This is a genomic window from Chryseobacterium sp. StRB126, assembly GCF_000829375.1.
Classification (GTDB): Bacteria; Bacteroidota; Bacteroidia; order Flavobacteriales; family Weeksellaceae; genus Chryseobacterium.
In genome coordinates this window covers 555392-582138 of record NZ_AP014624.1, presented here as the reverse complement: position 1 = coordinate 582138, position 26747 = coordinate 555392, and the positions used below count along the sequence as shown (strand labels likewise).

Here is a 26747-nt window from a genome sequence, read left to right as displayed (position 1 = left end):
CGTTTTCCAACAAAAACGGTTGTGTTTAAGTATAATCTTGCAGATTTTTCAGATTAATGCAGATGATTTCAAACATTGCAATATTAATATTCAATAGGGATGGGCTTTAGCCCATCTGACAAAAAATATAAAATCACATTGGCTTTAGCCAAAACTTATAAAAAACAAAAAGCACCAGGAGTTTTCCCGGTGCTTTTTTATTGAAATTAAATTATTTATTTAAGATTGAGGTGAAGATTTTTCAGCCGCTGATTTTTTAGACTTTGAAGTTTTTCCTCCTACTAACCCGTCTTTTGCTTCGTTAAGCTCAAGAACTACAGTTTCACCTTCGGTCAGTTGTTTATTCACAAGCATTTCTGCCAATAAATCCTCAATGTACTTTTGGATAGCTCGCTTCAATGGTCTTGCTCCGAAGTCTTTATCCCATCCTTTTTCAGAAATAAAGTCTTTTGCTCCTTCAGTTAATTCTACTTTATAGCCTAATTTTTCAAGTCTGCCATACAGTTTGTTCAGCTCAATATCAATAATTTTCTTGATATCATCCTGTACAAGAGAGTTGAAGATTACAATATCATCAATTCTGTTTAAGAATTCAGGGGCAAATGCTTTTTTCAGGGCATTTTCAATTGTGCTTCTTGCTCTGGAGTCTGAAGTTGTTTTCTTAGCTGAAGTTCCAAATCCTACACCGTCTCCGAAATCTTTAAGATCTCTTGTTCCAATATTGGAAGTAAGGATAATAATGGTATTTCTGAAGTCGATTTTTCTACCTAAACTATCGGTTACGTGCCCTTCATCAAGAATCTGCAACAGGATATTGAATACATCCGGGTGAGCTTTTTCAATCTCATCCAAAAGAACCACTGCATAAGGTTTTCTTCTTACCGCTTCAGTCAGCTGACCACCTTCTTCGTATCCAACGTATCCTGGAGGGGCACCAACCAATCTTGAAACAGCGAATTTTTCCATGTATTCACTCATATCGATTCGAATCAGAGACTCATCGGATTCAAAAAGCTCTCTCGCCATTACTTTGGCAAGCTCGGTTTTACCAACCCCTGTTGTTCCAAGGAAGATGAATGTACCAATCGGACGGTTCGGATCTTTAAGGCCTGCTCTGTTTCTTTGAATAGCTTTCACTACCTTTTTCACAGCATCTTCCTGACCGATAACCTTTCCGTTAAGTTTTTCATCCATTTGAGCCAGTTTGTCAAGTTCGTTCTTACCAACTTTCGTTACTGGAACCCCGCTCATCATAGAAACTACTTCTGCAACATTTTCTTCGCTTACGGTTTCTTTTTTCTCTTTTACATCCTTATCCCATTTGTCCTGGGCAGCATTCAATTCCATCTGGAGACGTTCTTCTTCATCCTTAAGCTTTCTTGCCTCAAGATAATCCTGAGCTTTCACCGCTTTTTGTTTCAATTCCTTGATCTCTTCAATTTTCTTTTCAAAATCAATGATTTCGGTAGGAACTTTCATGTTCTTGATGTAAACTCTTGACCCTGCTTCGTCCATCGCATCAATAGCTTTGTCCGGTAAAAAACGGTCTGTAATATATCTCGCTGTCAAATTAACACACGCAGCAATGGCTTCAGGGGTATAAATTACATTGTGATGCTCTTCATACTTATCCTTAATCTGATTCAAAATCTGAATGGTTTCTTCAATAGAAGTAGGTTCCACCATTACTTTCTGGAATCTTCTCTCTAAAGCTCCGTCTTTTTCAATATATTGACGGTATTCATCCAGAGTCGTTGCTCCAATGCATTGAATCTCACCTCTAGCCAATGCCGGTTTGAACATGTTGGATGCATCTAAACTTCCTGTAGAACTTCCTGCACCTACGATAGTGTGAAGCTCATCAATAAATAAGATGACATCTCTGTTTTTTTCCAGCTCAGTCATAATGGCCTTCATTCTTTCTTCAAACTGACCACGATACTTAGTTCCTGCTACTAAACTAGCAAGGTCTAATGTGATAACACGTTTTCCGTAAAGAACTCTGGAAACTTTTTTCTGCTGAATTCTTAAAGCTAACCCTTCCGCAATCGCAGATTTACCAACTCCGGGTTCTCCAATAAGAAGCGGATTGTTTTTCTTTCTACGGGATAAGATCTGAGATACTCGCTCAATTTCTTTCTCACGTCCGATTACTGGGTCTAATTTTCCATCCCTTGCTAAAGATGTTAAATCTCTACCAAAGTTGTCCAATGTAGGCGTTTTGCTTTTTGCAGAGCCTAGATTTCCTGTAGGCTTTCTCATTTGCTCAAACTCCTCTCTTTCATCATCGTCATCATAAGCACTCATTTGTGGTGACTGCCCGGAATTTTTAAGCATAGTCTGGTACTCTCTTGAAACACCTTCATAGTCGATGTCATAAGCTCCCAAAATATTTGAAGTAGGATCCTCATATTTATATAGAATACCTAAAAGCAGATGAACGGTATTAATTTCATTGCTTTTGTATTGTCGGCATTCTAACTCCGCACGTTTAATAGCATGATCTGCCATTTTGGTGAAAGAAATATTGGTAACCTCCTCAGAAATAGGATTTAGACTTGTTGTATTTAGAGTTTCAATTTTTCTTCTGATTTGTGTTAAATCCGCATTGAGGTTTTGAAGGATTTCTTTTGCAGAGTTTTCCGTTTTTATAATACCTAAAAGTAGATGTTCTGTATTAAGAAATTCACTTTTCAGCCTCTTAGCTTCGCTTTTGCTTTGTTTGAACACTTGGCTCAAACCTTGTGAAAACTTATAATCCATAATATATCTCATTAGAATAAAAGCAACATTGCCATTTATTCATTATCTAAATTACAAATATTTTACCAAAAATCAATAAATGACTTTATGGCAGAAAAAATTTTATTATCTTATTGAAAATGATTAAGTTTGTTATCATTAAAAAATCTCAATGAATCCTGAAATTATCACTTACGTCGGATACTCAGCCTCAGTTTTTATCGTACTGAGTTTCATACTGAAAGATGTAAGAAAAATCAGAATTGTTAACATGATTGGCTGTGCCTGTTTTGTCATGTATGGTTTCTTTAGCGGACCGTTATGGCCGGTCATCATCCCGAACGGGCTCATTTGCTTTATTCAAATCTATCATTTATTGCTTGGAAAAAAAGCTTAATGAAGAAAAAAATTATTACATCCGCCTTCAGTAATTTGTATACAGACCAGCGTATTGAAAAGGTATGCCGGACTTTACATGAAAACGGGTATGATATTGAATTGATTGGAAATGACTGGAATGGAGCTGAAGAAATGAAGCGCCCTTATCCGTTCTCACGAATTCATTTGGCTTCAAAAAGCCTCAAAACGGCTTACTTTGAATTTAACTGGAAGCTTTACCATGAGCTCAAAAAAAGGGCGGATCATAATACAATTCTTCATGCCAACGATATTGATGCATTGTATTCCAACTATCTTATTGCCCAGAAATTAAGTATTCCTTTAGTTTTTGACAGTCATGAAATTTTTTCGGAAATGCCTGCTGTTCAGGGCAAAATGTCACAAAAATTGTGGCGTTATGTCGAAAAGACTGTTATTCCGAAGTTGACATGGATGATTACAGCAAGCGGAAGTTATGGAAAATGGTTTGAAAAAAAATATGGCATAAGTCCCGTGATTGTTCAAAATTCGCCCAGAAGATTTGATTTTAATCTTGATATTCCCGAAAATAACCCTAAAATACTGTTGTATCAGGGAGCCATTAATCCTTTCAGAGGAATTGATAAAGTGATCCTTGCCATGCACCATATGGATCATGTACAATTGAAAATTGCTGGTGATGGTCCAAGAAAGAAAGAATATGAAGAGCTTGTAGTGAAAGAAAACCTTCAGGATAAAGTTCAGTTCCTTGGAAAATTAAAACCCGAAGACTTAAGAAAGCTTACACTAACTGCTGACTGCGGAATGAGTATTGAAGAGAATGGGGGAGATAGTTATTTGTATTCTTTACCGAATAAGGTTTTAGACTGTATTCAGGCAAGAGTTCCTTTGATTTTATCAAACCTTCCCGAACTTCAGAATATTAAAAATCAGTTTGATGTGGGCGAGTTAATTAAAAATCATCAGCCGGAAAATATTGCAGCTGCAGTAAAGAAGATTTTAGCAAAAGGCAGAATTAACTATCAGCCGGAACTGGAAAAAGCATCTGAAGCACTTTGTTGGGAAAATGAAGAAATAAAGCTATTGCAGGTTTTTCAGAAAGCTTGTAATTCGTTAGACTTTAAGCAATAGACTACTTTTCATAGTATGATATTCCTGAAATTAGCTTGTGGACTAATACTTTAGGTCTAAAGCATAATTTACTATCTTTGTACAAAGAAATTTGATTTACAATGACCATTAAGGAAAAACAGCAGGAAATTATCGACGAATTTGCGTTTCTTGACGATTGGGAGCAGAAATATGAATACATCATTGATCTCGGAAAAGAACTGAAAGGACTTTCGGAAGATAAGAAAACAGATGAAAATCTGATTAAAGGCTGCCAGAGCAAAGTTTGGATAGATGCTGAATTTAAGGAAGGTAAGCTTTTCTTTGATGCAGATTCAGACGGAATTTTACCAAAAGGTATTGTCTCTCTTTTGGTGAGCATTTATAGTGGGCATTCTACTCAGGAAATTCTAGATTCTGACTTTGAATTTATCTCAGAGATCGGATTACAGGAATTTCTTTCACCATCCAGAGCTAATGGATTGATGGCCATGACTAAACAGATCAAATTTTACGCAGTAGCTTACCAGCTGAAATCATAATCGTGACCAGAATTTTAGCATATCGTTTTTCTGCATTTGGAGATGTTGCCATGACGGTTCCTGTTTTTAAGGAATTTTTGGAGCAAAATCCTGGTGTGGAGATTGTCATGGTTTCCAGAAAGAACTTTGAAGCATTGTTTGCGGATGTTCCTAATGTTATATTTAAAGGAATTAATGTAGATGACTATAAAGGCTTCTTTGGACTGAGAAGATTGGGAGATGAATTGATTAAAGAATTCAAACCGGACTATATTGCCAATCTTCATGATGTGATAAGAACCAAAATCTTGGATAGGATTTACAGGAGAAAAGGCTTGAAGGTTTTCAAAATAAATAAAGGAAAAGAAGAAAAAGAACACCTTACCGATGTCTGGAATTTGGATAAAGTTCAATTAAAAAAAACAGTTGAACGGTATGCAGATGTTTTCCGTGAAATGGGTTTTAAAGTTGAGCTTTCACAAAAACTCAGACCGGTTTCGGAACATAAATCAGGAATTGGGTTTGCTCCGTTTGCTCAACATAAAGGGAAAATGCTTCCTCTGGAAAAATCATTTGAATTGGCCAGGCTTTTGGCTCAGAAACATACGGTATACTTCTTTGGAGGCGGAAAAAAAGAGACAGAAACCCTAGAATCTTGGGAAAGCAAAATTCCTAATACCAAAAGTTTTTCCGGTAAATTAAGCCTTAATGAAGAACTTCAGAAGATCTCAGAACTGGAAGTAATGGTTTCTATGGATTCAGCCAATATGCATTTAGCAAGCCTTATGGGAACCCGATGTGTTTCTATATGGTGTGCAACACATCCTTATGCCGGATTTTTAGGATTCGGGCAGAGTGAAGATGATGTGGTGCAGGTAAAAGATCTTTCCTGTAGGCCGTGTTCCGTTTTTGGAGATAAAGAATGTTATAGGGGAGATTGGGCTTGTCTTGAAGAGTTCAGTATTCAAAAAGTTGTTGAGAAAATCTGACATCATGAAGCTGTCAATCTGTATTCCAGTCTATAATTTTGATGTTCGTGAATTGGTCTTTGATTTAAAAAAAGAAATTGATGCCCAGAATATTGATGCTGAAATTATATTGATAGATGATGCTTCTGATACTGCTTTTAAATCAATCAACAAAGAACTTAAGAATCGGGTGAAAAAGCTGATTTTCCTGGAAGAAAATATCGGACGTTCCAGGATTCGTAATCTCTTTCTGCAATATTCTTCGGGGGAATACCTCTTATTCCTGGATTGTGATGTTAAAATAGCTGGGAAAAATTTCCTTTGGAATTACATGTCCGAAATAAGAAGACAGCCGGATTTAGAGCTTATCTACGGAAGTTTTACAATTGATTCCCAATATGCATCAACTCTTAGAAACAGGTATTCTGTGGAAAGAGAAATTTTTTTTGGCAGTCGGTCCTATGACTTTTCATTATTTAAGACCGTGAATTTTATTATCTCAAAAAAAGTTTTTGAAAAATTTCCTTTTAACGAAATGCTGACGGAATATGGATATGAAGATTTTGTTTTTGCCAAACTCTTGGAGCAAAATAAAATAAAATTCCTGGCTATGACTAATCCTGTTATTCATGTGGATGATACCAGTAATGCAATTTTTCTGGGTAAAGCAGAAGCGGGGATGGGGTCTTTATTCGGGCTTTCAAAAAATCCACAAAACAGGATCTTTATTAAGGATATTAAGGTATATAAAGCTGCACTAATATTGAAGCGGTTTGGGCTTGTCTCGTTGTTTCTCTCCATTTATAAGGTTTGTGAAAAAAAAGTAAGGACTAATCTTCTTTCAGAGAATCCCAGTATACGGTATTTTGACTTTTATAAATTGGCTATGTTGTTAAGAAAAATGAAATAAATTAAAGAAAATTAAAAATAAAAAAATCTCCCAGAAATCTGAGAGATTTTTTGTGGGCCCTGAGGGATTCGAACCCCCGACCCTCTGGGTGTAAACCAGATGCTCTGAACCAACTGAGCTAAGAGCCCGAATTTTTTTTAAAAGGTTTCGTTTCCTTTCTGTGGGTCCTGAGGGATTCGAACCCCCGACCCTCTGGGTGTAAACCAGATGCTCTGAACCAACTGAGCTAAGAACCCTCTAGACTTTTTTGTTGTTTTCTCGTTTAGAGTGGTGCAAATATACAACTTATTCTTTAAATTTTAAATTTTTTTCTAAAAAATCTCCCACAACAAAGTTGCTTCCGCCAATAAAAATCATTTCTTCGTTTGTACATCGTTCTTTTGCAGATAGATACGCTTCCTGCACGGAATTAAAAATTTTATAAAAAATTTTTGCCTCCTGAAGTAAGTTTTCGTAATCTTCGGGGTGTCTTCCCCTGTTGATGGATGGTTTGGCAAAATAAAACTCAGAATTTTCAGGAAGTAAATTCATCACTTCATCTATTTTTTTATCATTTACAAACCCCAAAATGACATGCTTGTGCCTGTTAATTGAATTTAATTGTGAAAAAACATACTCCAAACCTGCCTGATTGTGTCCCGTATCACAAATCGTAAGCGGATCTTTTGAGAACTCAAACCAACGCCCAATGAATCCTGTATTTTTGTGAACATTCAATAAACCGTTCTCAACATTCTTATCTGTAATATTGATGCCTTGTTTTCTTAATTCTTCAACAATGGCCAGAACCACATGGATGTTTTTTCTCTGATAATTTCCTTTCAGGTCAGAAACAAGATCAGTATGAAGAAGGGTAGCATCTATAAAAGGAGCCTCTTCCTTCATTGCTTTTTCTCTGATGATTGTTTTTACAGCTTTATTTTCATCTCCTGAAATAATTGGGATACTCTTTTTAATGATTCCGGCTTTTTCTGCTGCAATTTCTTCAATCGTGTCTCCTAATATATTCTGATGATCGAGCTGCACGTTTGTAATTGCAGAAACCAGAGGCGTTATAATATTCGTAGAATCCAGTCTTCCCCCTAAGCCTACTTCAATAATTGCAAAATCTACCTGCTGCTGATAAAAATATTCAAAAGCCATGATGGTGGTAAACTCAAAGAATGATGGCTTAATATCTTCCGGAATATTTTTAAGCTTCTGAATAAAATCAAAGACAAACTCTTTATGACAATTTTCACCATTCACCTTAATACGTTCTGTGAAATCGATAAGATGTGGAGAATTATATAAGCCTACTTTGTAACCGGCTTCCTGAAGGATGGATGCCAGCATATTGCTTGAAGATCCCTTTCCATTGGTGCCGCCAACATGGATGCATTTTATTTTCTCCTGTGGGTTTCCAAAGTAAGCACAAAGCTTGATGATATTGTCAAGTCCCGGTTTATAAGCCTTCTGTCCATCTATCTGATAGTTGGGCATCTGTACGAAAAGCCAGTCGATAGCTTCCTGATATTGTTCGTTTGTCATGATACAAAATTCTCAAAAGTTTTATTAAAATGAAACTATTTTTTTCAATCTGTAACTTTTTTATATTTACTTCGTCTAATAGGGAAAAATCTTAATATAAAATCGCTGGGGTCTGCAAGTGCAAATACTGATGAAGATGATGCGATTCTATATGACCATTAAAAACAAATAAACATCTACATAATATGAAAAAAGTTTGGATTATCGTTTTTGGATTAAGTTGTCTGGGTTTAAGCGCTCAGAAGAAATGGTCCTTAAAAGAATGCGTAAGCTATGCAGTGGAGCATAATCTTCAGGTTATCCAAAATCAATATAACAAACAAACACAGGATGCCAATCTTAAAATTGCTAAAAAAGGATATTTACCTTCAGTTTCTGGAAGTTTGGGAAATACTGTCAGTTTCGGACAAACGTCTTTCGGAACGGGAAGTTTAAGAAATGATAGATTCAGTAACAATGCAAGTATTGGAGCTGATATCTTGGTATATAATAATGGCAGACTGGAGAAAACGGTTAGAAAAACTGAGTTTGATCTGCAGGCCAGTCTGTATGATGTGGAAACGATTAAAAATGATATTTCATTACAGATCGCACAGCAATATTTAACTACACTACTGAATAAAGAGATTGTAAAAATTTCTGAAAGTGCTGTAGAGAATGCTAAGAAACAATATGACAGGGCAAAAATAACAACAACTGTAGGAACCACAGCACAAACCGTTTTAGCAGAAGCAGAAGCCGCATTAGCAAGGGAAAGACAAAACCTGAAAACAGCGGAAGTTAATGTAGGGAGAAGTTTATTTGCTATGGTTCAGCTTTTACAGTTGTCTGATTATAAAGAGTTTGACGTGGAAGATGTTACGGTTTCAGACCAGCTTTCTCCTGAACTTAAATCTGTAGATGAAGTTCTATCTATTGCTTATGAATCTCAGCCTCAGATTAAAGCTGCTGAAAGTAGAATAAATTCTGCAGAAGCTCAGACAGAGGTTTCAAAAACAGCTTATTGGCCTACGATAACTGCAAGTGCGGGAGTAGGGACTTTCTATAATAACCTTTTAAATACTGATAATATCGGTAATGCGCTTGTTTATATTAAGGAAAAAGGTTTTTTCCAGCAGTATAGTGATAACTTCGGACAACAGGCAAGCCTTTCTGTAAATATTCCTATTTTTAATAAAGGAATTACAAAATTGCAGGTAGAGCAGTCTAGAATTAATGAAAGTATTGCTAAAAATACCTTAGAGCAGCAGAAACAAACCGTAAGACAGAATGTGCAAAAGGCACAGTTTGATGCTGACGCCAACTATGAATCTTATATGGCAGCAGTAGAAGCTGAAAAAAGCTCCAAGCTGGCTCTTGATTTTGCTGATAAAAGCTATGCTGCTGGAAAAACAACTATTTACGACGTTAACGTTGCAAGAAATAATTATGCAAATGCACAGGGATCAGTAGCGCAGGCGAAATATAATTATCTTTTCAGCCTTAAATTATTGAATTTCTATGCTGGAATTCCACTAAGTTTGTAAAATGTCTATCCAATCGTTAGAAAAATATTTACCACAAAATACGCTTGATTATTTAAGGATTTGGTTTTCAGATTATTATATTTATATAAAAGTCACTCGAAACAGAAATTCTAAACTGGGAGATTACCGAAAACTTCCGGATAATTCTCATGAAATTACGGTAAACTCTACGCTTACCCCACAACTTTTTTTCTTTGTACTTACCCATGAGTTGGCACATCTGATTGCGTTTGAAAAATACGGAAGAAGAATTTCCCCTCATGGCAATGAATGGAAAGAAACGTTTAAAAAAATGCTGCTTGAAAGCCTTGAAATTTATGATGAAGAGCTGAAACCTATCATCGTAAAGTTTTCAAAATCGCCCAAAGCTAATTTTATGGCCAGCCCTGATCTTGTAAGATATTTTCATACTGAAAAACAGGATGATAGTCTTCATTTTATCGAACAACTTCAAAAAGGTGAATTTTTTATATATCGCAACGAAAAGTATTTATTAGAGGGTCTGATTAAAAAAAACTATCTTTGTAAGAACCTGGCTACTGGAAGGAAGTATTCTTTCAAACCGTTAGCAAGGGTACAAAAATGTAGTTAAGAATGTTAAAATCAGATAGATACTGCGTGATAATGGCTGGGGGAATCGGAAGCAGATTCTGGCCCATGAGCACACAAAAATTTCCAAAACAGTTTCAGGATATTTTAGGAACTGGGCGTACCATGATTCAACAAACTTATGATAGAATCAGTAAGGTAATTCCAAAAGAACATATATTCGTTATTACAAATAAAGAATATGTTGCGCTTTCCCATCAGCAGCTTCCGGAAATTCCTGAAGAGAATATCGTGGGCGAACCTCTGATGAAAAATACAGCAGCCTGTAATCTTTACATGGCGAACAAAATTGCTGAAATCAATCCAAATGCTACTATGATTGTTCTTCCAGCTGATCATTTAATCCTGAAAGAAGATGTATTTCTGGAAAAAGTAATGCTGGCATTTGACCTTGCTTCTAAACATGACTATCTGGTAACATTGGGAATTACCCCTACAAGACCGGATACCGGATATGGATATATTCAGTTCGTGGAAAAGAAAAATTCAGAATATTTCAAGGTAAAAACATTTACGGAAAAACCAATTCTTGAAATCGCTCAAAGCTTTTTGGAGAGTGGAGATTTTCTTTGGAATGCAGGGATCTTTATCTGGAATATGAAAAGCATTCATCATGCTTTTGAGATGTATCTTCCTGAAATGACACAGCATTTTATGGCTTGTGAATATAATTCTGAAAAAGAAAATAGCTGTATAGAAACCATTTATCCGAAAGTTCAGAAAATTTCCATCGATAATGGGATTTTAGAGAAGGCTAAAAATGTATATGTTATTCCATCTGATTTAGGTTGGAGCGACTTGGGAACATGGACTTCCATCTACGAAAATACAGAAAAGGATAAGGATGGAAATGCAATGAAACTAAAGCATTTACTTGCTTATAATTCAAAAGGAAATATTATTCGGGTAAAAAATAATAAGGCTGTTATTATCGATGGCCTTGAAAACTATATTGTGGTAGATACAGACAAGGCTCTTCTTATTTGCCCTAGAGACAACGACCAATTAATTAAAGATTATGTCCTGGATCTGAAAAGTTTCAAGAAAGGAGATAAGTTTATGTAGTATTTGGTATCTTTTATGCTTATTTTTAGGCTATGATTAAATGCACACTCCGATTCACGACTTTAGCACTTTTGCTTTTTACTATCTTGGGATATGCTCAGGAGAAGAAAAAGTTTTCGAGCATCCCTAATGTATTACAAAGAATTGAACCTGATGATAAGGTAGATTCTTGGGTGTTGGTATACAATAGCTATGGAAAAGGAGAGGAAATCAAAACTTCCGGTGGAAAGATGAGTTATACACCTCAGTTTTCCGGGTTTAATCTGTTTCCCAATGAAGATAGCTTTTATTACATAGCTTATTCTTTAGGAGGAAAAATTAATTATATTCTTGATACAGAGGCGTTAAAAACTTTTGTTGGAAAGATAGATAATGCCCAGGAAGCGGCAATAATACTGTCTGCTGATGGCTATATGGTTGATGAGGAATTCAAGGATCTGGCAGGAAATTATCATGAAGATCAAAAGAATTACTATCTGGATCTTGGGAAATTAACATCCAAAGAATGCCCTTATCAGAAAACACATTTCACATTAACGGTTAATAAAACTACCGGGCTTGTAACAAATGTAAAGGATAATGGGACCTATATTGAGCTTTACAATAAAAAATGTGCTAATAACCCAAGACTTTTAAAAGTCGAGAAAAAAGAAGAACCAAAACAAGATGAGCCTAAGAAAACATCCAAGCGCAGATAATACCTATGAAACTGAGCGTTTAATACTTCGTCCAATGTCTGCTGAAGACAGAGATTTTATTTTTGAACTTTATAACAGACCTAAATTTATTCAACATATCGGAAACCGAAATGTGAATACGATTGAAGATGCTGAAAACTATATTCTGAATAGATTTGCTCCACAGATTGAAAGATTAGGATATGGAAACTACCTTCTAGTAACCAAGGATAGTAATGAAAAAATAGGAGCCGTTGGAATCTTTGAAAGAGAAGGTCTTGATGTTGTAGATATCGGATATTCATTATTGGAAGAGTTTGAAGGAAAAGGATATGCTTTTGAAGCCGCTCAAAAGGTGAAATCCATCGGGATGGATGACTTTGGATTGTCTAAAATATCTGCCATTATTTCAAAAGATAATGGTTCTTCTCAAAAACTAATTGAAAAACTAGGGCTGAAGTTTAAAAAATATGTTACGCTTCCCGGTGAAACGGAAGAATTAAATTATTACGAAACAGAATAAAATCAAACATTACAATACAAAAAATCCACAAAGACTATTTGTGGATTTTTTCTTTTTATCAGTACTGAAAATTACCCTTCTAAGATCTGCTCAGCAGCTGTTTTGGACGTTACTTTTTCAATAACTCTGGTACACACTCCGTTTTCATCAAAAATAAATGTGGTTCTTACAATTCCCATATAAGTCTTTCCAAACGTCTTTTTCTCCTGCCAAACTCCAAATTTTTCGATAATATCACGGTTTTCATCCGCAACAAGATCATAAGGGAAGGCAAATTTGCTATGGAAGTTTTTCTGCTTCTTTACAGAATCTCCACTCACTCCCAATAGCTGATATCCTGCTTTTTCAAGTTTAGAATAATTGTCGCTTAGATTGCAGGCTTCCACAGTACATGTTGGAGTGCTGGCCTGAGGATAAAAGAAAACAACAAGTTTCTTTCCGATTAATTTTGATGAAGATATTGCTTCTCCATCCTGATTTGTTCCTTCAAATTGAGGTAATTTATCTCCAACTTTCAGCATAATGATTTATTTTTGTTCAAATTTAAGGGTAAAATGACAAAAAAGCAAAGAGCTGAGCTCGTTCAGATTGAACTGGATAAATTGTATCCTACAACACCTATTCCTCTGGATCACACGGATCCTTATACCTTAATGGTTGCTGTTGCTCTTTCTGCGCAGACAACAGATAAAAAGGTGAATGAAGTTACCCCAAACCTTTTCGAGGTAGCCGGAACTCCACAGAGAATGGCGAAGCTGGAAGAGTTTCAGATTAAGGAATTAATTAAAGAAATAGGATTATCCAATACCAAAGCCAAGAACTTGAAAAGAATGGCTGAACTATTACTGGAAAGACACAATGGTGTTGTTCCACAGACTTATGAAGAATTAGAGGCGCTTCCGGGCGTAGGACACAAGACAGCATCTGTAGTGATGAGCCAAGGGTTTGGATTTCCTGCTTTTCCTGTAGATACCCATATTCATCGTTTGATGACACAGTGGAAGCTTACTTCCGGTAAAAATGTAGTGGAAACAGAGAAAGATGCAAAGAAATTATTCCCTGAAGAAGTATGGAACAAGCTTCATCTTCAGATTATTTTCTATGGCAGAGAGTATTCTCCGGCAAGAGGAAAAGGAGAGAAGGACTTTATTACTAAAATGATGTTTGAGAAGTAAACAATTTATAGATATAAAATAAAATCATTTTCAATGGATTGCCCCCAAAAAGTTAGACACTTTTTAGGGGTATTTTATTATTTCTTCCATTCAACACTACCTCGTAGGTCAAAAAGGATCTTATATAATTTTTGAAGGCCCCGTGTTCCCATCATTCCATAATCGCTAATTTTCTTGGTTTTAAGGTTGTTATAAGTAACTTTTAAGGTTCCTGTAGCAGAGTCAGTGTATCCCACGCTGTAATTCTCATCCAAATTTTCAAAATCAATATAATTAAGAATTTCGGTTAGTTCTTTATATTGTTCTTGAGAAAGGTTAGATTTGTAAGTTCCGGAATAATCATGAAAATTAACGTGGTTATCTCTTTTTGCAAGCCATTCTATATCTCGGTTCGATACAATTTTCAACGTGAATGAAGCACATCTTCCATAACATGGGGATGCATCGAATTCTATTTCCAGAATATTATCCCTTTTGGGATTTCTGTTTTCCTCTATGAACTCACCAAACTTATAGATTAGGTAGTCGGTCTGCAAGCTGCTGAAATATCCGTTTCTGGATAGGAATTTCTCACTTTTATATTCTATTTTACCATCTTTTGCAGTCACGAAAGCACAAGGTTCATAGAGCGTTCCTCTGGTGATTTTCTTGGTGTTAAATTCATTTCCCATATCCAGAATACAGATTGTTTTAGGTCCATCTTTAGTATTTCCGGTGAGGAGAAGATCAGTTAATCCATTTTGATCAAAATCTTCTTTTATCCAAGGTCTGAAATTCAGGCTGTCGCTAATGCTTCTGCATTGGTCACTATACTGAAGCTTGTCAGAAACGGTTATAGTATAATCTATATTTTTTTCTTCAATGAATTTTTGAATGTCTTCTACCGTTTGTAATGAATCTATTCTGTTTGTTTTTTTATGATTTTGCGAAAAAACAGAGACAGATGATAAAAAGAATATGATAAGTAATACTTTTAAGATCATGAAATTCTTGTATACTTCTGGTTTAAATATCTAATAACCTTCTATGGTAGTTAATCTGTCCTAAATGATAATCCAAATGTGTAATAAGGTGAATCAGAAAATAGCCGGTTGTCATGGGTTCCTCAAAAACGATCAATGGATATTCCTTGTCCATTTCACTTTCCGGAAGCTGGCTTAAAACTGAATCTATCATAATTGTCATGGATTCAATTTTTTCAATAAGTTCAGCTCTTGGAATATTTTTTAACGAAAATTCGAGCTCTCTGTGTCTCACATATCCTGTATTTCCAAGATGAGCTCCAATGAAATGATTAAGATTTCCAATAAGGTGTAAACATAGATTTCCTGCGGAATTGGAAATGTTTTTATCTATTTTCCAAAGATTTTCTTCGTTTTGATACGCTTCGATTTCTGCTTTTAATTTGTTGAGGTCTCTATGGTAAAGAGAACGTAGAGGTGCTGTGATCATTGTGATTGAATTTAAATTAAAAAACGGGACATTTCTTAATTGTCCCATTTGTATACTATTTTTGTTTTTCTGCCCAAAGCTCCATCTTTCTGTTCAAAACATCCAATGGAAGACATCCCTGGCTTAATACCTCATCATGGAAACTTGCCAGATTAAACTTATTACCAAGCTCTTTCTGGTACTTTTCTCTCAGTTCACGAATTCTTAAAGATCCGATTTTATATCCTAAAGCCTGTCCCGGCATGGCCATATACCTTTCTACTTCAGCTACTGCAGATCCTTCATCATAAGAAATATTGCTCAGGAAGTATTTAATAGCCTCCTCTCTGCTCATTTTTCCGGTGTGCAAACCTGTATCTACTACTAGTCTTACAGCTCTCAGCATCTGATCGCTTAAATAACCCATTTTTTGGTAAGGATCTGTATAAAGACCAAACTCAGGGCCTAACGTCTCGCAATAGTGTGCCCATCCTTCTCCATAAGCACCAAACCATCCGAATCTCATGAATTTAGGAAGCTTTGTATTTTCCTGCTGAAGGGAAAACTGGTAATGATGTCCTGGAATAGCTTCGTGTAAAAATAAAGACTCCATTCCTGAAGTAACATTGAATTTGGTTGGGTCAGGAAGTGGAACGTAGAAAATTCCTGCTCTTTTTCCATCAGGAGTTCCTGGAATATATTCAGCACTTGCACTGGCTTCTCTGAATTTCTCTGTCTGTCTGATTTCAAACTTTGTTTTTGGAGCTACATTGAACATCGTCTTCAACTTTGGGGTGATCTTTGCCAGAATACTGTTGAATCCATCCAAAACCTCCTTAGAGGTCTTATAAGGCATTGCTTTAGGATCTGTTTTCACATGAGTGATAAATTCCTCCAATGTTCCTGTAAAACCAACCTGCTGTTTTACTTTCTCCATTTCTGTACGAAGCATAGCAACCTGCTGCAATCCGATTTTGTTGATCTCTTCAGGAGACTTTTTTGTTGTCGTCCAGCTTTTTACATAATAACCGTAGATTTCATTTCCGTTAGGAAGGCTGTTGTATCCATCCGTATCTCTGCCTTTTGGTAAATATTCTTTTTCAAGGAATGTTCCCATTTTAGTATAGGCAGGAATGATTTTCTTTGTGATTGCATCCTTATAAAGTGCTGCAAATTTATCTTTTTGTGCTTGTGTAAAGTTCTTTGGGAAGTTTTTAATTGGGCCGTAGAAAATATTCTTTTCCATGTCCTGAGTTGTGATTTCCTCCGCTTTCATTTGAGGAATCATTTTAACAATCAGTTTTTTAGGAAGAACCACTTTATTGGTGATTCCATCACGGAAATTGTCAACTGCTGCATCCATCCATTCCGGGAATTTTTCCATTCTTTTCAGCCAGTCGTTATAGTTTTTTTCCGTTTTGAAAGGCTGGCTCCCCTGTCCGCTTCCGTACAGAGGGAAATTCAAAGGCAAACCTCCGAACTGAGTGAACGGAATATATTCTGGGTGATAAGCATAAGCTTCAATTTTATCTTTTAAAGTATAATCCAATACATCATATACTACTTTATCTTCATCAGAAAGAGCTTTGTAATCTACATTTTCCAGCTGTTTCTGTACAGAATTGTAAAAGGCAACCTCTCCTGAGATGAAATCTTTATCAATATTGATGGGAAGTTGATCATTGTATCTTAGATCTCCCTGAGCGGTAGCATCTAAAGGATAGAGTTTAAGATACTGTTCATAATAATTGGATGCAATAGAATCCAGATTGGTAGGAGTCACCTTCGTAAGGGGTGAATCCGTCTTTTTGCACGAGGCAAGACCGATCATCAAGCCTATTCCCAGAATACTTTTCGATAAAATACTTTTCATTTTCAGAATCTTTATAAAACAAAAGTAAGTATTATTGGTAGATTCAGACCCATTGTATGAATTGATTTTAAAAAATAATATTCAAAATCCTTTTCACATTAAATCAATTTTTTATCTTTGTCTAAAACGTTTAACAATCATATTATTACAGTTCTTTTTTAAGAAAAAATGAAAGGGATTTTAAAAATTTACCATCCGGACGAAACGCTAAAATACAATATTAGAAACACTTATTGTAAAGCAGTTTACAGCAACCAGCAACATTTTTTAGAGGTTGAAATTATTACGGATGACAGTTTGGATCACGTAGATGATGATTCATTACAGTACAACTTTCCGCAGCTTTCACTTGAAGTCTTCGATTTTCCTATCGACTCTGCGGAAATAGAAGGGAAAACATTCAAAATCAATGATTCTGACGAGGACTCCTATACAGAGGTGGATCTTTTCGATGATGAAGATGCTTATGTCTATGACAATGAGCTTCTTTTCGAGAAGAATGAAGAGGATGAGCTTCAGGTGATATGGAAGGGAACCATTGATGATTTCTATACCGGATCCGATACTCCGATTCCTTTTAGACTAAAATGCGAGTTCAAACAGGATGATATAGAAGTAGACGAAGACTAAGCGCTGCTTATCATTCTTTTTAATACCAGATTTCTTTTCAAAATTTCTTTTGGAAAGAAATTTGCTGTTTATAAATCATAACAAAATTTAAGTTGTTTTTAAGCATTTTTTAAGAGAGCAATTCATAATATTCCACTACATTTGTCGTTGAAACTTTAATAAAATTCACATTTAATGCTGTTAACGGAACTTTCTCAGATTTTATTTGCACAAATCACTACCCCTGCAGTTGCCGCAGACAATTTAGAATTTTCATTCTGGAAAATCATGTTCCACGGAGGAGCCTTCGCTAAAATAGTGATGGCAATTGTATTGCTGTTGGGAATATTTTCTTTGTATCTGTTTTTTGAACGGTTTTTCTTTATTAAAAGAGTAACATCTAAAACAGACTCCAACTTCATGAATAATATTGAAGACTTTATTAAGGAAGGAAAAATAGAAGCAGCCGCAGATTATTGCAAAACACAGAACTCTCCGGAAGGAAGAATTCTTGAAAAAGGGATCTCAAGATTAGGACGCCCTGTTTCTGATATCGTAAGTGCTATGGAAGCTCAGGCGCAGGTAGAGGTTGCCAATATGGAGAAAAACCTGAACCTTCTGGCGGTGGTACCGAGTATTGCACCAATGTTAGGTCTTTTGGGAACGGTAATCGGGATGATTATTGCTTTCTTTAATCTATCGCATGCAACCGGATCTTTCTCTCCGAAAACACTTTCGGAGGGTATATATACAGCCCTGGGACAAACGGCAGTTGGTCTTGCGGTGGCAATCCCTGCCAACTTCTGTTACAATATTCTTTTGACAAGAATTGACAAGTTTGTACTGAAGGCTCAGAATATGTCTGGAGAATTTTTAGATCTTATCAATAAACCTTTATAAATCTTTCTTAAGATGAAAATTCAGAGAAGAAATAAAGCAAATCCGGAATTCAGTTTAGCAGCGATGACAGATGTTATCCTGTTGATGCTGATCTTCTTTATGATTACATCCTCTGCAGCCAATCAAAGTGCTATAGAGGTGAATCTGCCGAAAGCCGGAGCAGTTGAAGATAATATTCCCAATCCTGTTATCGTAAGTATCAAGCCGGATGGATCTTATTTTGTAGATGATAATCCTGTAAACAGAGGAGAACTGGAGCAGATCATTGCAGATAAATTAAACGGACAGACTAATAAATCTTTTACGATCAGAGCTGATGAAAATACCATGCATAAAGATGTTGTTTTTGTAATGGAAATCGCTGAAAAACACAAATTTAACATTGCTATTGCAACCGTTAAGGATAAATAAATGCTAAGAGTCATTTTTTAAGATGAGAAGCTACACCGCAAACAAAAACGAAGAAAACCGAGATCGGGTAAAGAGCGCATTGCTTTCTATCCTGATTTGGGCTGCCATTCTGCTTTTTGTTTTTTACTATAAATTAAAGCCCGAACTGGATAAAGAGCCTGAAGTAATAACCACCATGCTGGTAAACTTCGGGGATAATAGAAACGGAAACGGTGTTGAAGAGCCTGCTGAACAGCCTGGAAGTTTGGCTGCTGAAACAGAAGTGGTAACACCGGAACCCGTGGAAGTTCCTGTTCCTGAAACCAAAACAGAAATAAAGCCGGAGCCTGTAGTAAAACCTGAGCCGAAGAAAGCTGATGTGAAGGAAAAAGTTATTACTGGAAATAATTCAAAAAATACGGTTCCTAAAAAAGAGGAATCTAAAAAAGCAGAAAAAAAAGAGGCTACGAGCACAAGTACTGCTAAAAACACTAAAAAATCAGGAGCTGCTAAAGCCAATTCGAAAACCGGAAATGGTGACGGGCAAGGAAATGCAGCCATTGGTAAGTTTCTAGGAGGGAAAGGACAAAAACCAGGCGGACAGGGAGATGGAAATGGCCCCGGAAATGCTGGAGATCCATTAGGTGGAGAAGGAAACGGTGACAGTAAAGTGGGGATTGACAGAAAACTGGTAGGATATATTCCCGGCACTATGGGTAGAGGTGGGGCGCAACCGTCTCACAGCTGTACAGCCAGTGGTTCTATTACAATTGCTTATACCGTAGATAAAGCTGGAAATGTTGTTTCTGCAAGAAGATCCGGAGGTATTTCAGATCCTTGTGTATCGTCTACATCCGTTAGTTGGGTGAAGAAATATGTGAAAGCGGAGAAAGCCAATGTATCTTCCAGCGGAACTTATAAAATTACATTCTAAAAATACAAAAGCACTTTATTCAAGTGCTTTTTTTAATTCATTTATTCTATTGATGATGGGAAGAGCAAAGATTCCGCTGGTCTGTAGATACAGTTCATAGAATGTTTTTGCCTTATCCTGAAAATCTTTATTTTGTGCTTCTCTGCTTTTAAAGTAGAAAAGGTTTCCCAGCATTTCGTAATAATCTTTATGATCTCTTTCCTGTCTTTCATTAACAAGAACAATCATTTCTTCCTTGGTCATAGATGAAACTTCTGTGAAGCTCATTTTGAAGATGTCACGCATCAAAGTATCGAAATCCAGCTCTTTTTGTAATAAACTTTCTTCCGGTTTATCCAGAATCAGTTTTTCTAATGCCTGTGTCAGCTGGCGGATGAGTCTTAGTGTGAATTCTTTATCTGTAATCATAATGGGTAGTTTTGTTGCTAGTTGCTAGTTGCTAGTTGCTAGTTGCTAGTTGCTAGTTGTTTGTTGCTTGTTATTGGTTTATGTACGCCAGCTTAGCTGAACATATTTTATAAAATTATTTATTTTTCCTCCTAATAGTTTATATTGTTCAGATTTGGTTTTAAATTCTTGGCTTAATTCGGGGTAAAGTCTTGTGATTTTTGATAAGTGACATACCGTTTCATCACAACTTGCCTGAGAATAAGTGAGGAATCTGATGAAGTCTCCTTTATAGCTATTTCTTCCATAACCTTCTGCGATATTTGTAACAACTGAGTCTGCTGAGCGTCTTAATTGACTGCCAAGCTCGTATAGTTCATACTTTGGTAGTTGCAGGGACAATTGATGTGTTTCAATAAACAATTCAAAAGCAATGTTGTAAATATCAAGTTTATTATAGCTCATATATCATTTTTAGCAGTAAGAACTAGCAACCGACAAACCAGCAACTAGATTAAGCAAAGAAAAGATACGCTAAAGCAATTGAGGTGATAATACCTACTAAATCGGCCAAAAGCATGGCAATTACGGTATATCTTGTATTCTTTATAGCTACGGCACCAAAGTAGACTGCAATCACGTAAAACGTAGTATCTGAGCTTCCCTGAAGAACGGCTGCTAATTTACCCTGAAAACTGTCTGCTCCAAAAGTGGCCATCGTATCTACCATCATTCCTCTTGCTCCGGAACCGGACAAAGGCTTAATTAATGCGGTTGGAAGTCCATCTACAAATCTTGGATCCAGGTGAGCTACATTGGCTACCCATTTCATTCCATCAATAATAACATCAAAAACTCCTGAAGTTCTTAGTAAGGAAATAGCAATCAGCATTCCAACCAGGTAAGGAATAATCTTGACACAGGTTGAGAATCCTTCTTTGGCACCTTCAATAAAGGCATCAAAAACGTTAATTTTTTTATAAACGGCTCCAAGTACGATAGCAAGGAAAATAAAGAGGATAAGCCCATTACTTAATATCTTACTGAAATCATCAAGCTCATCTTTGCTCAATTGCACGAGATAAACAACCAATAACCCGATAATCGCTGAAATTCCACCCACATAAGCAATAACTACCGGGCGAAGAAGATTGATCTTCTGATATAAAGAAACGATAATCATAGCTGCCAGGGTAGCGGCGAAAGTAGCAATCATACAAGGAAGGAAGATATCAGTCGGAGTTTTGGATCCCATTGAAGCTCTGATAGCAATAATTGATACCGGAATCAGCGTCATTCCACCTGCGTGAAGACACAGGAACATAATCTGGGAATTGCTGGCGGTATCTTTATTAGGATTTAAGGTCTGGAGGCTCTCCATTGCTTTCAATCCGAATGGAGTGGCAGCATTATCTAACCCCAGAAGGTTGGCACTGAAATTCATTAGCATGTGGCCAAATGCGGGGTGGTTTTTAGGAATATCTGGAAATAGTTTAGAAAAGAATGGTTGAATCAATCTACTTAAAAGATTGATTCCGCCTGCTTTTTCTGCAATACTCATGAATCCCATAAAAAGAGTCATAATTCCAATCAATCCAATGCATATTTTTACAGCAGTTTCAGAAGTTCCGATCACTCCATCGGCTTCCTGAACACGGTAAACTTGTACATTTTGTTTTAAAGAATCTGTCTTATAGTGAATTCTGCTGTCTGCAAAATCATTTTTCTTCATCAAGCTGTCCTTTACAACAGGAGAGAGAGCACTCATGGGCTGAGCTGTGATCTTAACTGTATCGCCGCCTTTCCCAACCACCATGTCATTGAAAATGGTTTTGTAATGACTTGACGAAATGTATTTTATACTGGCAATGGCAATGGCAATGATAATGAATGCCGACCAAATTCTGCTGAGAACCATTCGATTGATTTAATTGTTTAAACTTATCAAAAATACTTTAAACTGCAAAAGTCACAAAAGAATTAAACTACTAAGTTTATAGAAAGTTTCAGTCATGTGGTTGAAAAAGCATTTAATCTTTTGAAAATCTGTGATTTCAGCCTTTTGTATGCTGATTTATTTTAACGCTTGTTCGCTAAGATTTTATTTGAAGTAAAAATTTTACGATCGCAGCGGCGTTAGCATTCAGCGGGGTGTATTGATGGAGTCCTTTGCTGAACGAAGTGCCTTTGCGGCTGAAAAATATGCATAAAGCTTTTAACTTCTTTGCGTATTCCTTGCGTTTGAAATAAAAAACTATTCTTCCAGATAAACAAGATGCCCCTCAAAGTCGTCATCTAAGCTCTTTAAGACTTTAGCATCATCCATCTTTTTTACTAATCCTTCTACAAAAAAACTTTTTTCGAAGAATTGGCGGTGGATTCCGGGTAATAATTCCATGAAATAATCCATTCCTAACTTATTGTTATGAAGGTCCATTTTGGTTTCCAACGGTTGGTTGGGAAACAATTCTTCGTGGAGATCTGTCATTCTTTTACAGAAATCCAGTGCTTTTTTAGGAGAAGAAACTTTGCTGCAATACATCATGATAAAACAGCACCAAAGAGCGTGTCTGAAAGCGTTTCCTATGCCATTGTTTGACGCTGTTTCGGGGAATTTTGCCTGAGCGATAGTAAAGGCTTTAACTGTTGCATGAAAGCTGAGTATCGCAAAAAGAGGATGGGGAAGAACAAGGGATAAGAGACGCATAATCTTCTTAAAACTCATACTCCTGATGGTGTTGAAAAATATCTTAAAAGTCCTCATAAATAAAAATCTCTCCCCAATTAGAGAGAGATTGTATTGTTTTTGTTACAGAAACTATGCTTTTGCTGCTAATAAATTAACCGTTTTAGCAACAGTATCCTGAATTTCAGTTCTTTTTACAATGAAGTCAACAAATCCTTTTTCCTGTAGGAATTCAGAGGTCTGGAATCCTTCCGGTAAATCTCTACCGATTGTTTCACGGATTACTCTTGGTCCTGCAAAACCGATTAGTGCTCCAGGTTCAGCCATGATGATGTCAGCGGTCATCGCAAAAGATGCTGTAATTCCCCCAAAAGTTGGGTCGCAAAGGTAAGCGATGTATAAAAGACCCGCTTCTGAAAGCTGAGCCAATTTAGCCTGTACCTTAGCCAATTGCATCAAAGAATAAGTCGCTTCCTGCATTCTTGCACCTCCGGACTGACAAATAATCATATACGGAAGTTTGTGTTCGATACAGTAATCTACAGCTCTTCTGATTTTTTCACCCATTACAGAACCTAAAGATCCCCCAATAAAAGCGAAATCCATACAGGAAACTACCATTTCAGTTCCTTTTACAGTTCCTACAGCGTTTCTGATAGAATCTGTAAGTTTTGTTTTTGCTTTTACTTCTTTTAAACGGTCTTTATAAGGTTTTGTATCCTTGAAGTTTAAGATATCAATACTTTCAACGTTGGCATCCAGTTCGGTAAATTTACCTCCGTCAAAAAGGATGTCAAAAAATTCCGCACTTCCTATTCTTACATGAAACCCGTCTTCAGGAGAAACATAGCTATTTCTCTTTAATTCATCATGTTCCACAACTTTTCCAGATGGAGTCTGATGCCATAGACCTTTGGGAACGTCCTTTTTCTCATCAGTAGAGGTGGTAATGTTTTTTGCTTTTCTTTTAAACCAGTCGAATGCCATTTTTAATTGTATTAATGTATAAATGTAAAATGTATCAATGTAAATACACTCTTCTATGAATGCTTTTTACATTGATACAAATGTACAGTTCTTATTTTAAAGTATTTACGTTATTTAAATCTTCAAATGCTTGTACCAATCTTGTAGAGAAAGTATCCTCACCTTTTCTTACCCAAACTCTTGGGTCATAGAATTTTTTGTTAGGTTTTTCTTCTCCTTCAGGGTTTCCGATTTGAGTTCTTAAATAATCAACATTGTTAACCATATAATCTCTAATGCCTTCTGTATATGCAAACTGAAGGTCAGTATCGATATTCATTTTGATTACTCCATAGTCAATTGCCTCTCTGATTTCTTCCAAAGTAGATCCTGAACCTCCGTGGAATACAAAGTTAATTGGCTTATCAGCGGTTCCGAATTTCTCCTGAACATATTTCTGAGAGTTGTCAAGGATTTTTGGAGTAAGAACCACGTTTCCTGGCTTGTAAACTCCATGTACGTTACCGAATGCTGCAGCAATAGTAAAGTTATCAGAAATAGCTTTTAATTTTTCATAAGTATAAGCTACATCTTCAGGTTGAGTATATAATTTAGAGTTATCAACGTCTGAGTTGTCAACACCATCTTCTTCACCACCAGTTACTCCGATTTCTACTTCAAGAGTCATCTGAAGTTTTGCCATTCTTTCGAAATATTTAGCTGAAGTTTCAAGGTTTTCTTCTAAAGATTCTTCAGAAAGGTCTAGCATGTGAGATGAGTAAAGAGATTTCCCTGTCTGCTTGAAGAATTCTTCGTTAGCGTCCATTAATCCATCAATCCAAGGTAATAATTTTTTTGCACAGTGGTCTGTATGAAGAATTACAGTTGCTCCGTAAGCTTCTGCAAGAGTGTGAATGTGTTTTGCTCCAGCAATAGCTCCTAAGATTGCAGACTTTTGTCCGTCATTGCTTAATCCTTTCCCTGCATTGAAAGCAGCTCCACCATTTGAAAACTGAATAATTACAGGAGAGTTTAATTTCGCTGCAGTTTCCATTGTAGCGTTTACGTTGCTTGATCCAATTACGTTTACTGCAGGCAATGCAAATTTGTTTTCTTTAGCATACTGAAAGATATCAGTAACTAACTGACCTGTGGCAACTCCTGCCGGAAAAATTCTGCTCATGTTTTACTTTTTATTATAAATTTATTAGGTGTTTAATTTCGTGTAAAGGTAATGATTTTTAAGCAATCACTAATTTCTTTTGTCGCGTCCCCAAAGTAGCTTCTGACGGATGGTTTCGTAAAAGCTCAAATTGTTGGGCTGTACCAGAAGAAGCTGAAAGCCTGCTTTCCTGATGATGATTTCCTTATCGGTTTCAATATGAATCAGTCTGGAGTCTAAAGACAATGAATATTGTGGTACTCTGCTTTCTACTCTGAACTTGATTTCCACTTTGTCATTTACTACTAAGGGTCTTACATTCAGATTGTGAGGAGCAATAGGAGTGATGACGAAATTTTCGTTATTCGGAGAAATGATAGGTCCGCCACAACTTAAAGAATAAGCGGTAGATCCGGTAGGAGTGGAGATAATTACCCCGTCACCCCAGAATACATTCAAAAACTCATTATTAATATAAGAGTCTACGGTAATCATGGAAGTTGTTTCCTTTCTTGAAACAGTTACATCGTTTAAGGCATAAGGAAAAAAACCTTCCAGATTGGGGGAAACCACTTCAATCACCGAACGGCGGCTTGTTTTTACATCTCCTTTTAAGATAGAATCCAGTTCTTTAAAAACTTCTTCTTTGGTGAAAAAGGCAAGAAATCCTAATCTTCCGGTATTTACACCTACTACTGGGATTTCAAGATCTTCAATGAAAGTTAGTGAATTTACAATGGTTCCGTCTCCACCGAAAGTGAAGAAAAGATCTACTTCCTTATCTAAAAGGTCCTGTTTGTTGTTGAATGTTTCGAATATTTTCGAAAACTGAAGTGCTTCAGCCATTTCATCGTACAGAACAGATTTTACACCTCTGGTTTCAAGTTCAGAGATAAACTTGCTTAAATATAAAAAAGTATCAAGATCTTTTTTCTGAGAATATATGGCTGCCTTCATGTTATATTTCTATAAATTTTTGGAAAAAACCGAATCGGTCTTTAAACAAATCGGATTTCTCATCAGAATAGTACTTTTCAACGATTCTGTAGTCGTACCGGTCAAAAGTTGAGTCTATCGAGGCTAGATTTTCATTGCTGATCTTGATGGTAATGTGAATTACCTCATCAGACATAAAGCTAATGAACCCACCATAAAATTTCGAATTATTGCTTTCTACAATATTGGCAATTTCCGTCATTGAGTATTTTCTGGCAGGGATTTCTACCGTAAGAATAGCTCCTGATTCTGAAAATAATGGATAACGGGAAAGATCCTGAAAAATATCGTCACAGGTAATATAGCCTAAATACTTTTCATTCTTATTAATCACGGGGATTACATTAGAATTGAATGTATAAAACAGACGGATACTATCCATGATATTATTATCATCCAGAATGGCAAATCGTTCGATCTGATGCTCAAGTTCCTTCAAAGTTCCAGCATCTTCTTCGTACAAAAAGTCCATGGCAAGGGCTCCGTAAAAGTGATGCGATTTTTTGATGAAAATATGAGAATATCCGAAGTCCTCCAATATATTTCTTGCCGACTCTATAGAGTCCGACAAGCTAAAACATGGGAAATCTTTTGAGATATAGTCCTTGATAAACATTGTGCTAATTTATAAAAAATTAAACGAAACTGTTTCTGAAAACACGACTTTTTTTAAGTTAAA

28 protein-coding genes and 2 tRNA genes are annotated in these 26747 nt (G+C 36.2%); 14 read left to right on the top strand and 16 right to left on the bottom strand.

The window, feature by feature from the left end; all coding sequences use genetic code 11:
• Positions 1 to 219 precede the first annotated feature (219 nt).
• Positions 220 to 2763, bottom strand: coding sequence for an ATP-dependent Clp protease ATP-binding subunit (locus CHSO_RS02655; protein WP_045492078.1), 2544 nt, complete (start codon positions 2761 to 2763; stop codon positions 220 to 222).
• A 375-nt stretch (positions 2764 to 3138) separates the two neighbouring features.
• On the opposite strand from CHSO_RS02655, the gene CHSO_RS02645 reads away from it, so the two are divergent.
• The 4 genes from CHSO_RS02645 to CHSO_RS02630 all read left to right on the top strand — a co-directional run bounded on the left by CHSO_RS02645 (position 3139) and on the right by CHSO_RS02630 (position 6629).
• Positions 3139 to 4251, top strand: coding sequence for a glycosyltransferase (locus tag CHSO_RS02645; RefSeq protein ID WP_045492074.1), 1113 nt, complete (start codon positions 3139 to 3141; stop codon positions 4249 to 4251).
• A gap of 101 nt (positions 4252 to 4352) precedes the next feature.
• Positions 4353 to 4772 carry a SufE family protein gene (locus CHSO_RS02640; RefSeq protein ID WP_045492072.1) on the top strand — a complete coding sequence of 140 codons (420 nt, stop codon included), beginning with the start codon at positions 4353 to 4355 and terminating at the stop codon, positions 4770 to 4772.
• Positions 4773 to 4774: 2 nt separating this feature from the next.
• Positions 4775 to 5740 carry a glycosyltransferase family 9 protein gene (locus CHSO_RS02635; protein WP_232509143.1) on the top strand — a complete coding sequence of 322 codons (966 nt, stop codon included), beginning with the start codon at positions 4775 to 4777 and terminating at the stop codon, positions 5738 to 5740.
• 4 nt (positions 5741 to 5744) lie between these two features.
• Positions 5745 to 6629 carry a glycosyltransferase family 2 protein gene (locus CHSO_RS02630; protein WP_045501747.1) on the top strand — a complete coding sequence of 295 codons (885 nt, stop codon included), beginning with the start codon at positions 5745 to 5747 and terminating at the stop codon, positions 6627 to 6629.
• A gap of 53 nt (positions 6630 to 6682) precedes the next feature.
• Here the strand turns inward: CHSO_RS02630 and CHSO_RS02625 are convergent.
• The 3 genes from CHSO_RS02625 to CHSO_RS02615 all read right to left on the bottom strand — a co-directional run bounded on the left by CHSO_RS02625 (position 6683) and on the right by CHSO_RS02615 (position 8159).
• A tRNA-Val gene (locus CHSO_RS02625) sits at positions 6683 to 6757 on the bottom strand.
• Positions 6758 to 6790: 33 nt separating this feature from the next.
• Positions 6791 to 6865, bottom strand: a tRNA-Val gene (locus CHSO_RS02620).
• Between the two features lie 49 nt (positions 6866 to 6914).
• The gene (locus CHSO_RS02615) at positions 6915 to 8159 is read right to left on the bottom strand and encodes a bifunctional folylpolyglutamate synthase/dihydrofolate synthase (protein ID WP_045492070.1); all 1245 of its coding nucleotides are present in this window, start codon (positions 8157 to 8159) and stop codon (positions 6915 to 6917) included.
• Positions 8160 to 8344: 185 nt separating this feature from the next.
• Here CHSO_RS02615 and CHSO_RS02610 point away from each other — a divergent pair, with 185 nt between their 5' ends.
• Genes CHSO_RS02610 through CHSO_RS02590 form a run of 5 tightly spaced genes read left to right on the top strand, consistent with a single transcriptional unit; the run spans position 8345 to position 12559 of the window.
• Positions 8345 to 9685 carry a TolC family protein gene (locus CHSO_RS02610; protein ID WP_045492068.1) on the top strand — a complete coding sequence of 447 codons (1341 nt, stop codon included), beginning with the start codon at positions 8345 to 8347 and terminating at the stop codon, positions 9683 to 9685.
• Position 9686: 1 nt separating this feature from the next.
• A complete protein-coding gene (locus CHSO_RS02605; protein WP_045492065.1) occupies positions 9687 to 10277 on the top strand; it encodes a SprT-like domain-containing protein in 591 nt (196 codons plus the stop codon).
• A 2-nt stretch (positions 10278 to 10279) separates the two neighbouring features.
• Entirely contained in the window at positions 10280 to 11359 is a 1080-nt protein-coding gene (locus tag CHSO_RS02600; RefSeq protein ID WP_232509142.1) for a mannose-1-phosphate guanylyltransferase, read from the top strand.
• A 32-nt stretch (positions 11360 to 11391) separates the two neighbouring features.
• On the top strand, positions 11392 to 12057 hold the full coding sequence (locus CHSO_RS02595; protein WP_045492063.1) for a hypothetical protein: 666 nt from the start codon (positions 11392 to 11394) through the stop codon (positions 12055 to 12057).
• Positions 12026 to 12559, top strand: coding sequence for a GNAT family N-acetyltransferase (locus tag CHSO_RS02590; RefSeq protein WP_045492061.1), 534 nt, complete (start codon positions 12026 to 12028; stop codon positions 12557 to 12559). Before CHSO_RS02595 ends, CHSO_RS02590 begins: the two co-directional genes overlap by 32 nt.
• Before the next feature lie 71 nt (positions 12560 to 12630).
• Here CHSO_RS02590 and bcp read toward each other — a convergent pair whose 3' ends face one another.
• A complete protein-coding gene (bcp, locus tag CHSO_RS02585) occupies positions 12631 to 13080 on the bottom strand; it encodes a thioredoxin-dependent thiol peroxidase (RefSeq protein WP_045492059.1) in 450 nt (149 codons plus the stop codon).
• Positions 13081 to 13113: 33 nt separating this feature from the next.
• Here bcp and CHSO_RS02580 point away from each other — a divergent pair, with 33 nt between their 5' ends.
• Entirely contained in the window at positions 13114 to 13734 is a 621-nt protein-coding gene (locus CHSO_RS02580; RefSeq protein ID WP_045492057.1) for an endonuclease III domain-containing protein, read from the top strand.
• 77 nt (positions 13735 to 13811) lie between these two features.
• Here the strand turns inward: CHSO_RS02580 and CHSO_RS02575 are convergent, their stop codons facing one another.
• The 3 genes from CHSO_RS02575 to CHSO_RS02565 are packed head-to-tail and all read right to left on the bottom strand — an operon-like array spanning position 13812 to position 17038.
• The gene (locus tag CHSO_RS02575) at positions 13812 to 14717 is read right to left on the bottom strand and encodes a DUF6438 domain-containing protein (RefSeq protein ID WP_045492055.1); all 906 of its coding nucleotides are present in this window, start codon (positions 14715 to 14717) and stop codon (positions 13812 to 13814) included.
• Positions 14718 to 14739: 22 nt separating this feature from the next.
• Positions 14740 to 15186, bottom strand: a complete 447-nt coding sequence (locus tag CHSO_RS02570; protein WP_045492053.1) for a DinB family protein — start codon at positions 15184 to 15186, stop codon at positions 14740 to 14742.
• Between the two features lie 55 nt (positions 15187 to 15241).
• Positions 15242 to 17038, bottom strand: coding sequence for a DUF885 domain-containing protein (locus CHSO_RS02565; RefSeq protein WP_045492051.1), 1797 nt, complete (start codon positions 17036 to 17038; stop codon positions 15242 to 15244).
• Between the two features lie 168 nt (positions 17039 to 17206).
• Here CHSO_RS02565 and CHSO_RS02560 point away from each other — a divergent pair, with 168 nt between their 5' ends.
• From CHSO_RS02560 to CHSO_RS02545, 4 genes are all read left to right on the top strand, one after another.
• On the top strand, positions 17207 to 17668 hold the full coding sequence (locus tag CHSO_RS02560; protein ID WP_045492049.1) for a hypothetical protein: 462 nt from the start codon (positions 17207 to 17209) through the stop codon (positions 17666 to 17668).
• 174 nt (positions 17669 to 17842) lie between these two features.
• On the top strand, positions 17843 to 18547 hold the full coding sequence (locus CHSO_RS02555) for a MotA/TolQ/ExbB proton channel family protein (RefSeq protein ID WP_045492047.1): 705 nt from the start codon (positions 17843 to 17845) through the stop codon (positions 18545 to 18547).
• Between the two features lie 12 nt (positions 18548 to 18559).
• Entirely contained in the window at positions 18560 to 18958 is a 399-nt protein-coding gene (locus CHSO_RS02550) for an ExbD/TolR family protein (protein ID WP_045492045.1), read from the top strand.
• A 22-nt stretch (positions 18959 to 18980) separates the two neighbouring features.
• Positions 18981 to 19871, top strand: a complete 891-nt coding sequence (locus tag CHSO_RS02545) for a hypothetical protein (protein ID WP_045492043.1) — start codon at positions 18981 to 18983, stop codon at positions 19869 to 19871.
• A gap of 15 nt (positions 19872 to 19886) precedes the next feature.
• Here CHSO_RS02545 and CHSO_RS02540 read toward each other — a convergent pair whose 3' ends face one another.
• The 8 genes from CHSO_RS02540 to CHSO_RS02505 all read right to left on the bottom strand — a co-directional run bounded on the left by CHSO_RS02540 (position 19887) and on the right by CHSO_RS02505 (position 26684).
• Positions 19887 to 20279 (bottom strand): hypothetical protein, encoded by a 393-nt coding sequence (locus CHSO_RS02540; RefSeq protein ID WP_045492041.1) that lies wholly within the window; start codon positions 20277 to 20279, stop codon positions 19887 to 19889.
• A 78-nt stretch (positions 20280 to 20357) separates the two neighbouring features.
• Complete coding sequence (locus CHSO_RS02535; protein ID WP_045492039.1) at positions 20358 to 20723, bottom strand: four helix bundle protein; 366 nt, start codon at positions 20721 to 20723, stop codon at positions 20358 to 20360.
• 49 nt (positions 20724 to 20772) lie between these two features.
• Complete coding sequence (locus CHSO_RS02530; RefSeq protein WP_045492037.1) at positions 20773 to 22176, bottom strand: nucleoside recognition domain-containing protein; 1404 nt, start codon at positions 22174 to 22176, stop codon at positions 20773 to 20775.
• 336 nt (positions 22177 to 22512) lie between these two features.
• Positions 22513 to 23022 carry a DUF6973 domain-containing protein gene (locus CHSO_RS02525; protein WP_045492035.1) on the bottom strand — a complete coding sequence of 170 codons (510 nt, stop codon included), beginning with the start codon at positions 23020 to 23022 and terminating at the stop codon, positions 22513 to 22515.
• A 54-nt stretch (positions 23023 to 23076) separates the two neighbouring features.
• A complete protein-coding gene (accD, locus tag CHSO_RS02520) occupies positions 23077 to 23931 on the bottom strand; it encodes an acetyl-CoA carboxylase, carboxyltransferase subunit beta (RefSeq protein ID WP_045492033.1) in 855 nt (284 codons plus the stop codon).
• Between the two features lie 91 nt (positions 23932 to 24022).
• Positions 24023 to 25093 (bottom strand): class II fructose-bisphosphate aldolase, encoded by a 1071-nt coding sequence (gene fbaA, locus CHSO_RS02515; RefSeq protein WP_045492031.1) that lies wholly within the window; start codon positions 25091 to 25093, stop codon positions 24023 to 24025.
• A 69-nt stretch (positions 25094 to 25162) separates the two neighbouring features.
• Positions 25163 to 26029: an NAD kinase gene (locus CHSO_RS02510; RefSeq protein WP_045492029.1), complete on the bottom strand. Its 867-nt coding sequence runs from the start codon at positions 26027 to 26029 to the stop codon at positions 25163 to 25165.
• Position 26030: 1 nt separating this feature from the next.
• Positions 26031 to 26684: a CBS domain-containing protein gene (locus tag CHSO_RS02505; protein WP_045492027.1), complete on the bottom strand. Its 654-nt coding sequence runs from the start codon at positions 26682 to 26684 to the stop codon at positions 26031 to 26033.
• Positions 26685 to 26747 lie beyond the last annotated feature (63 nt).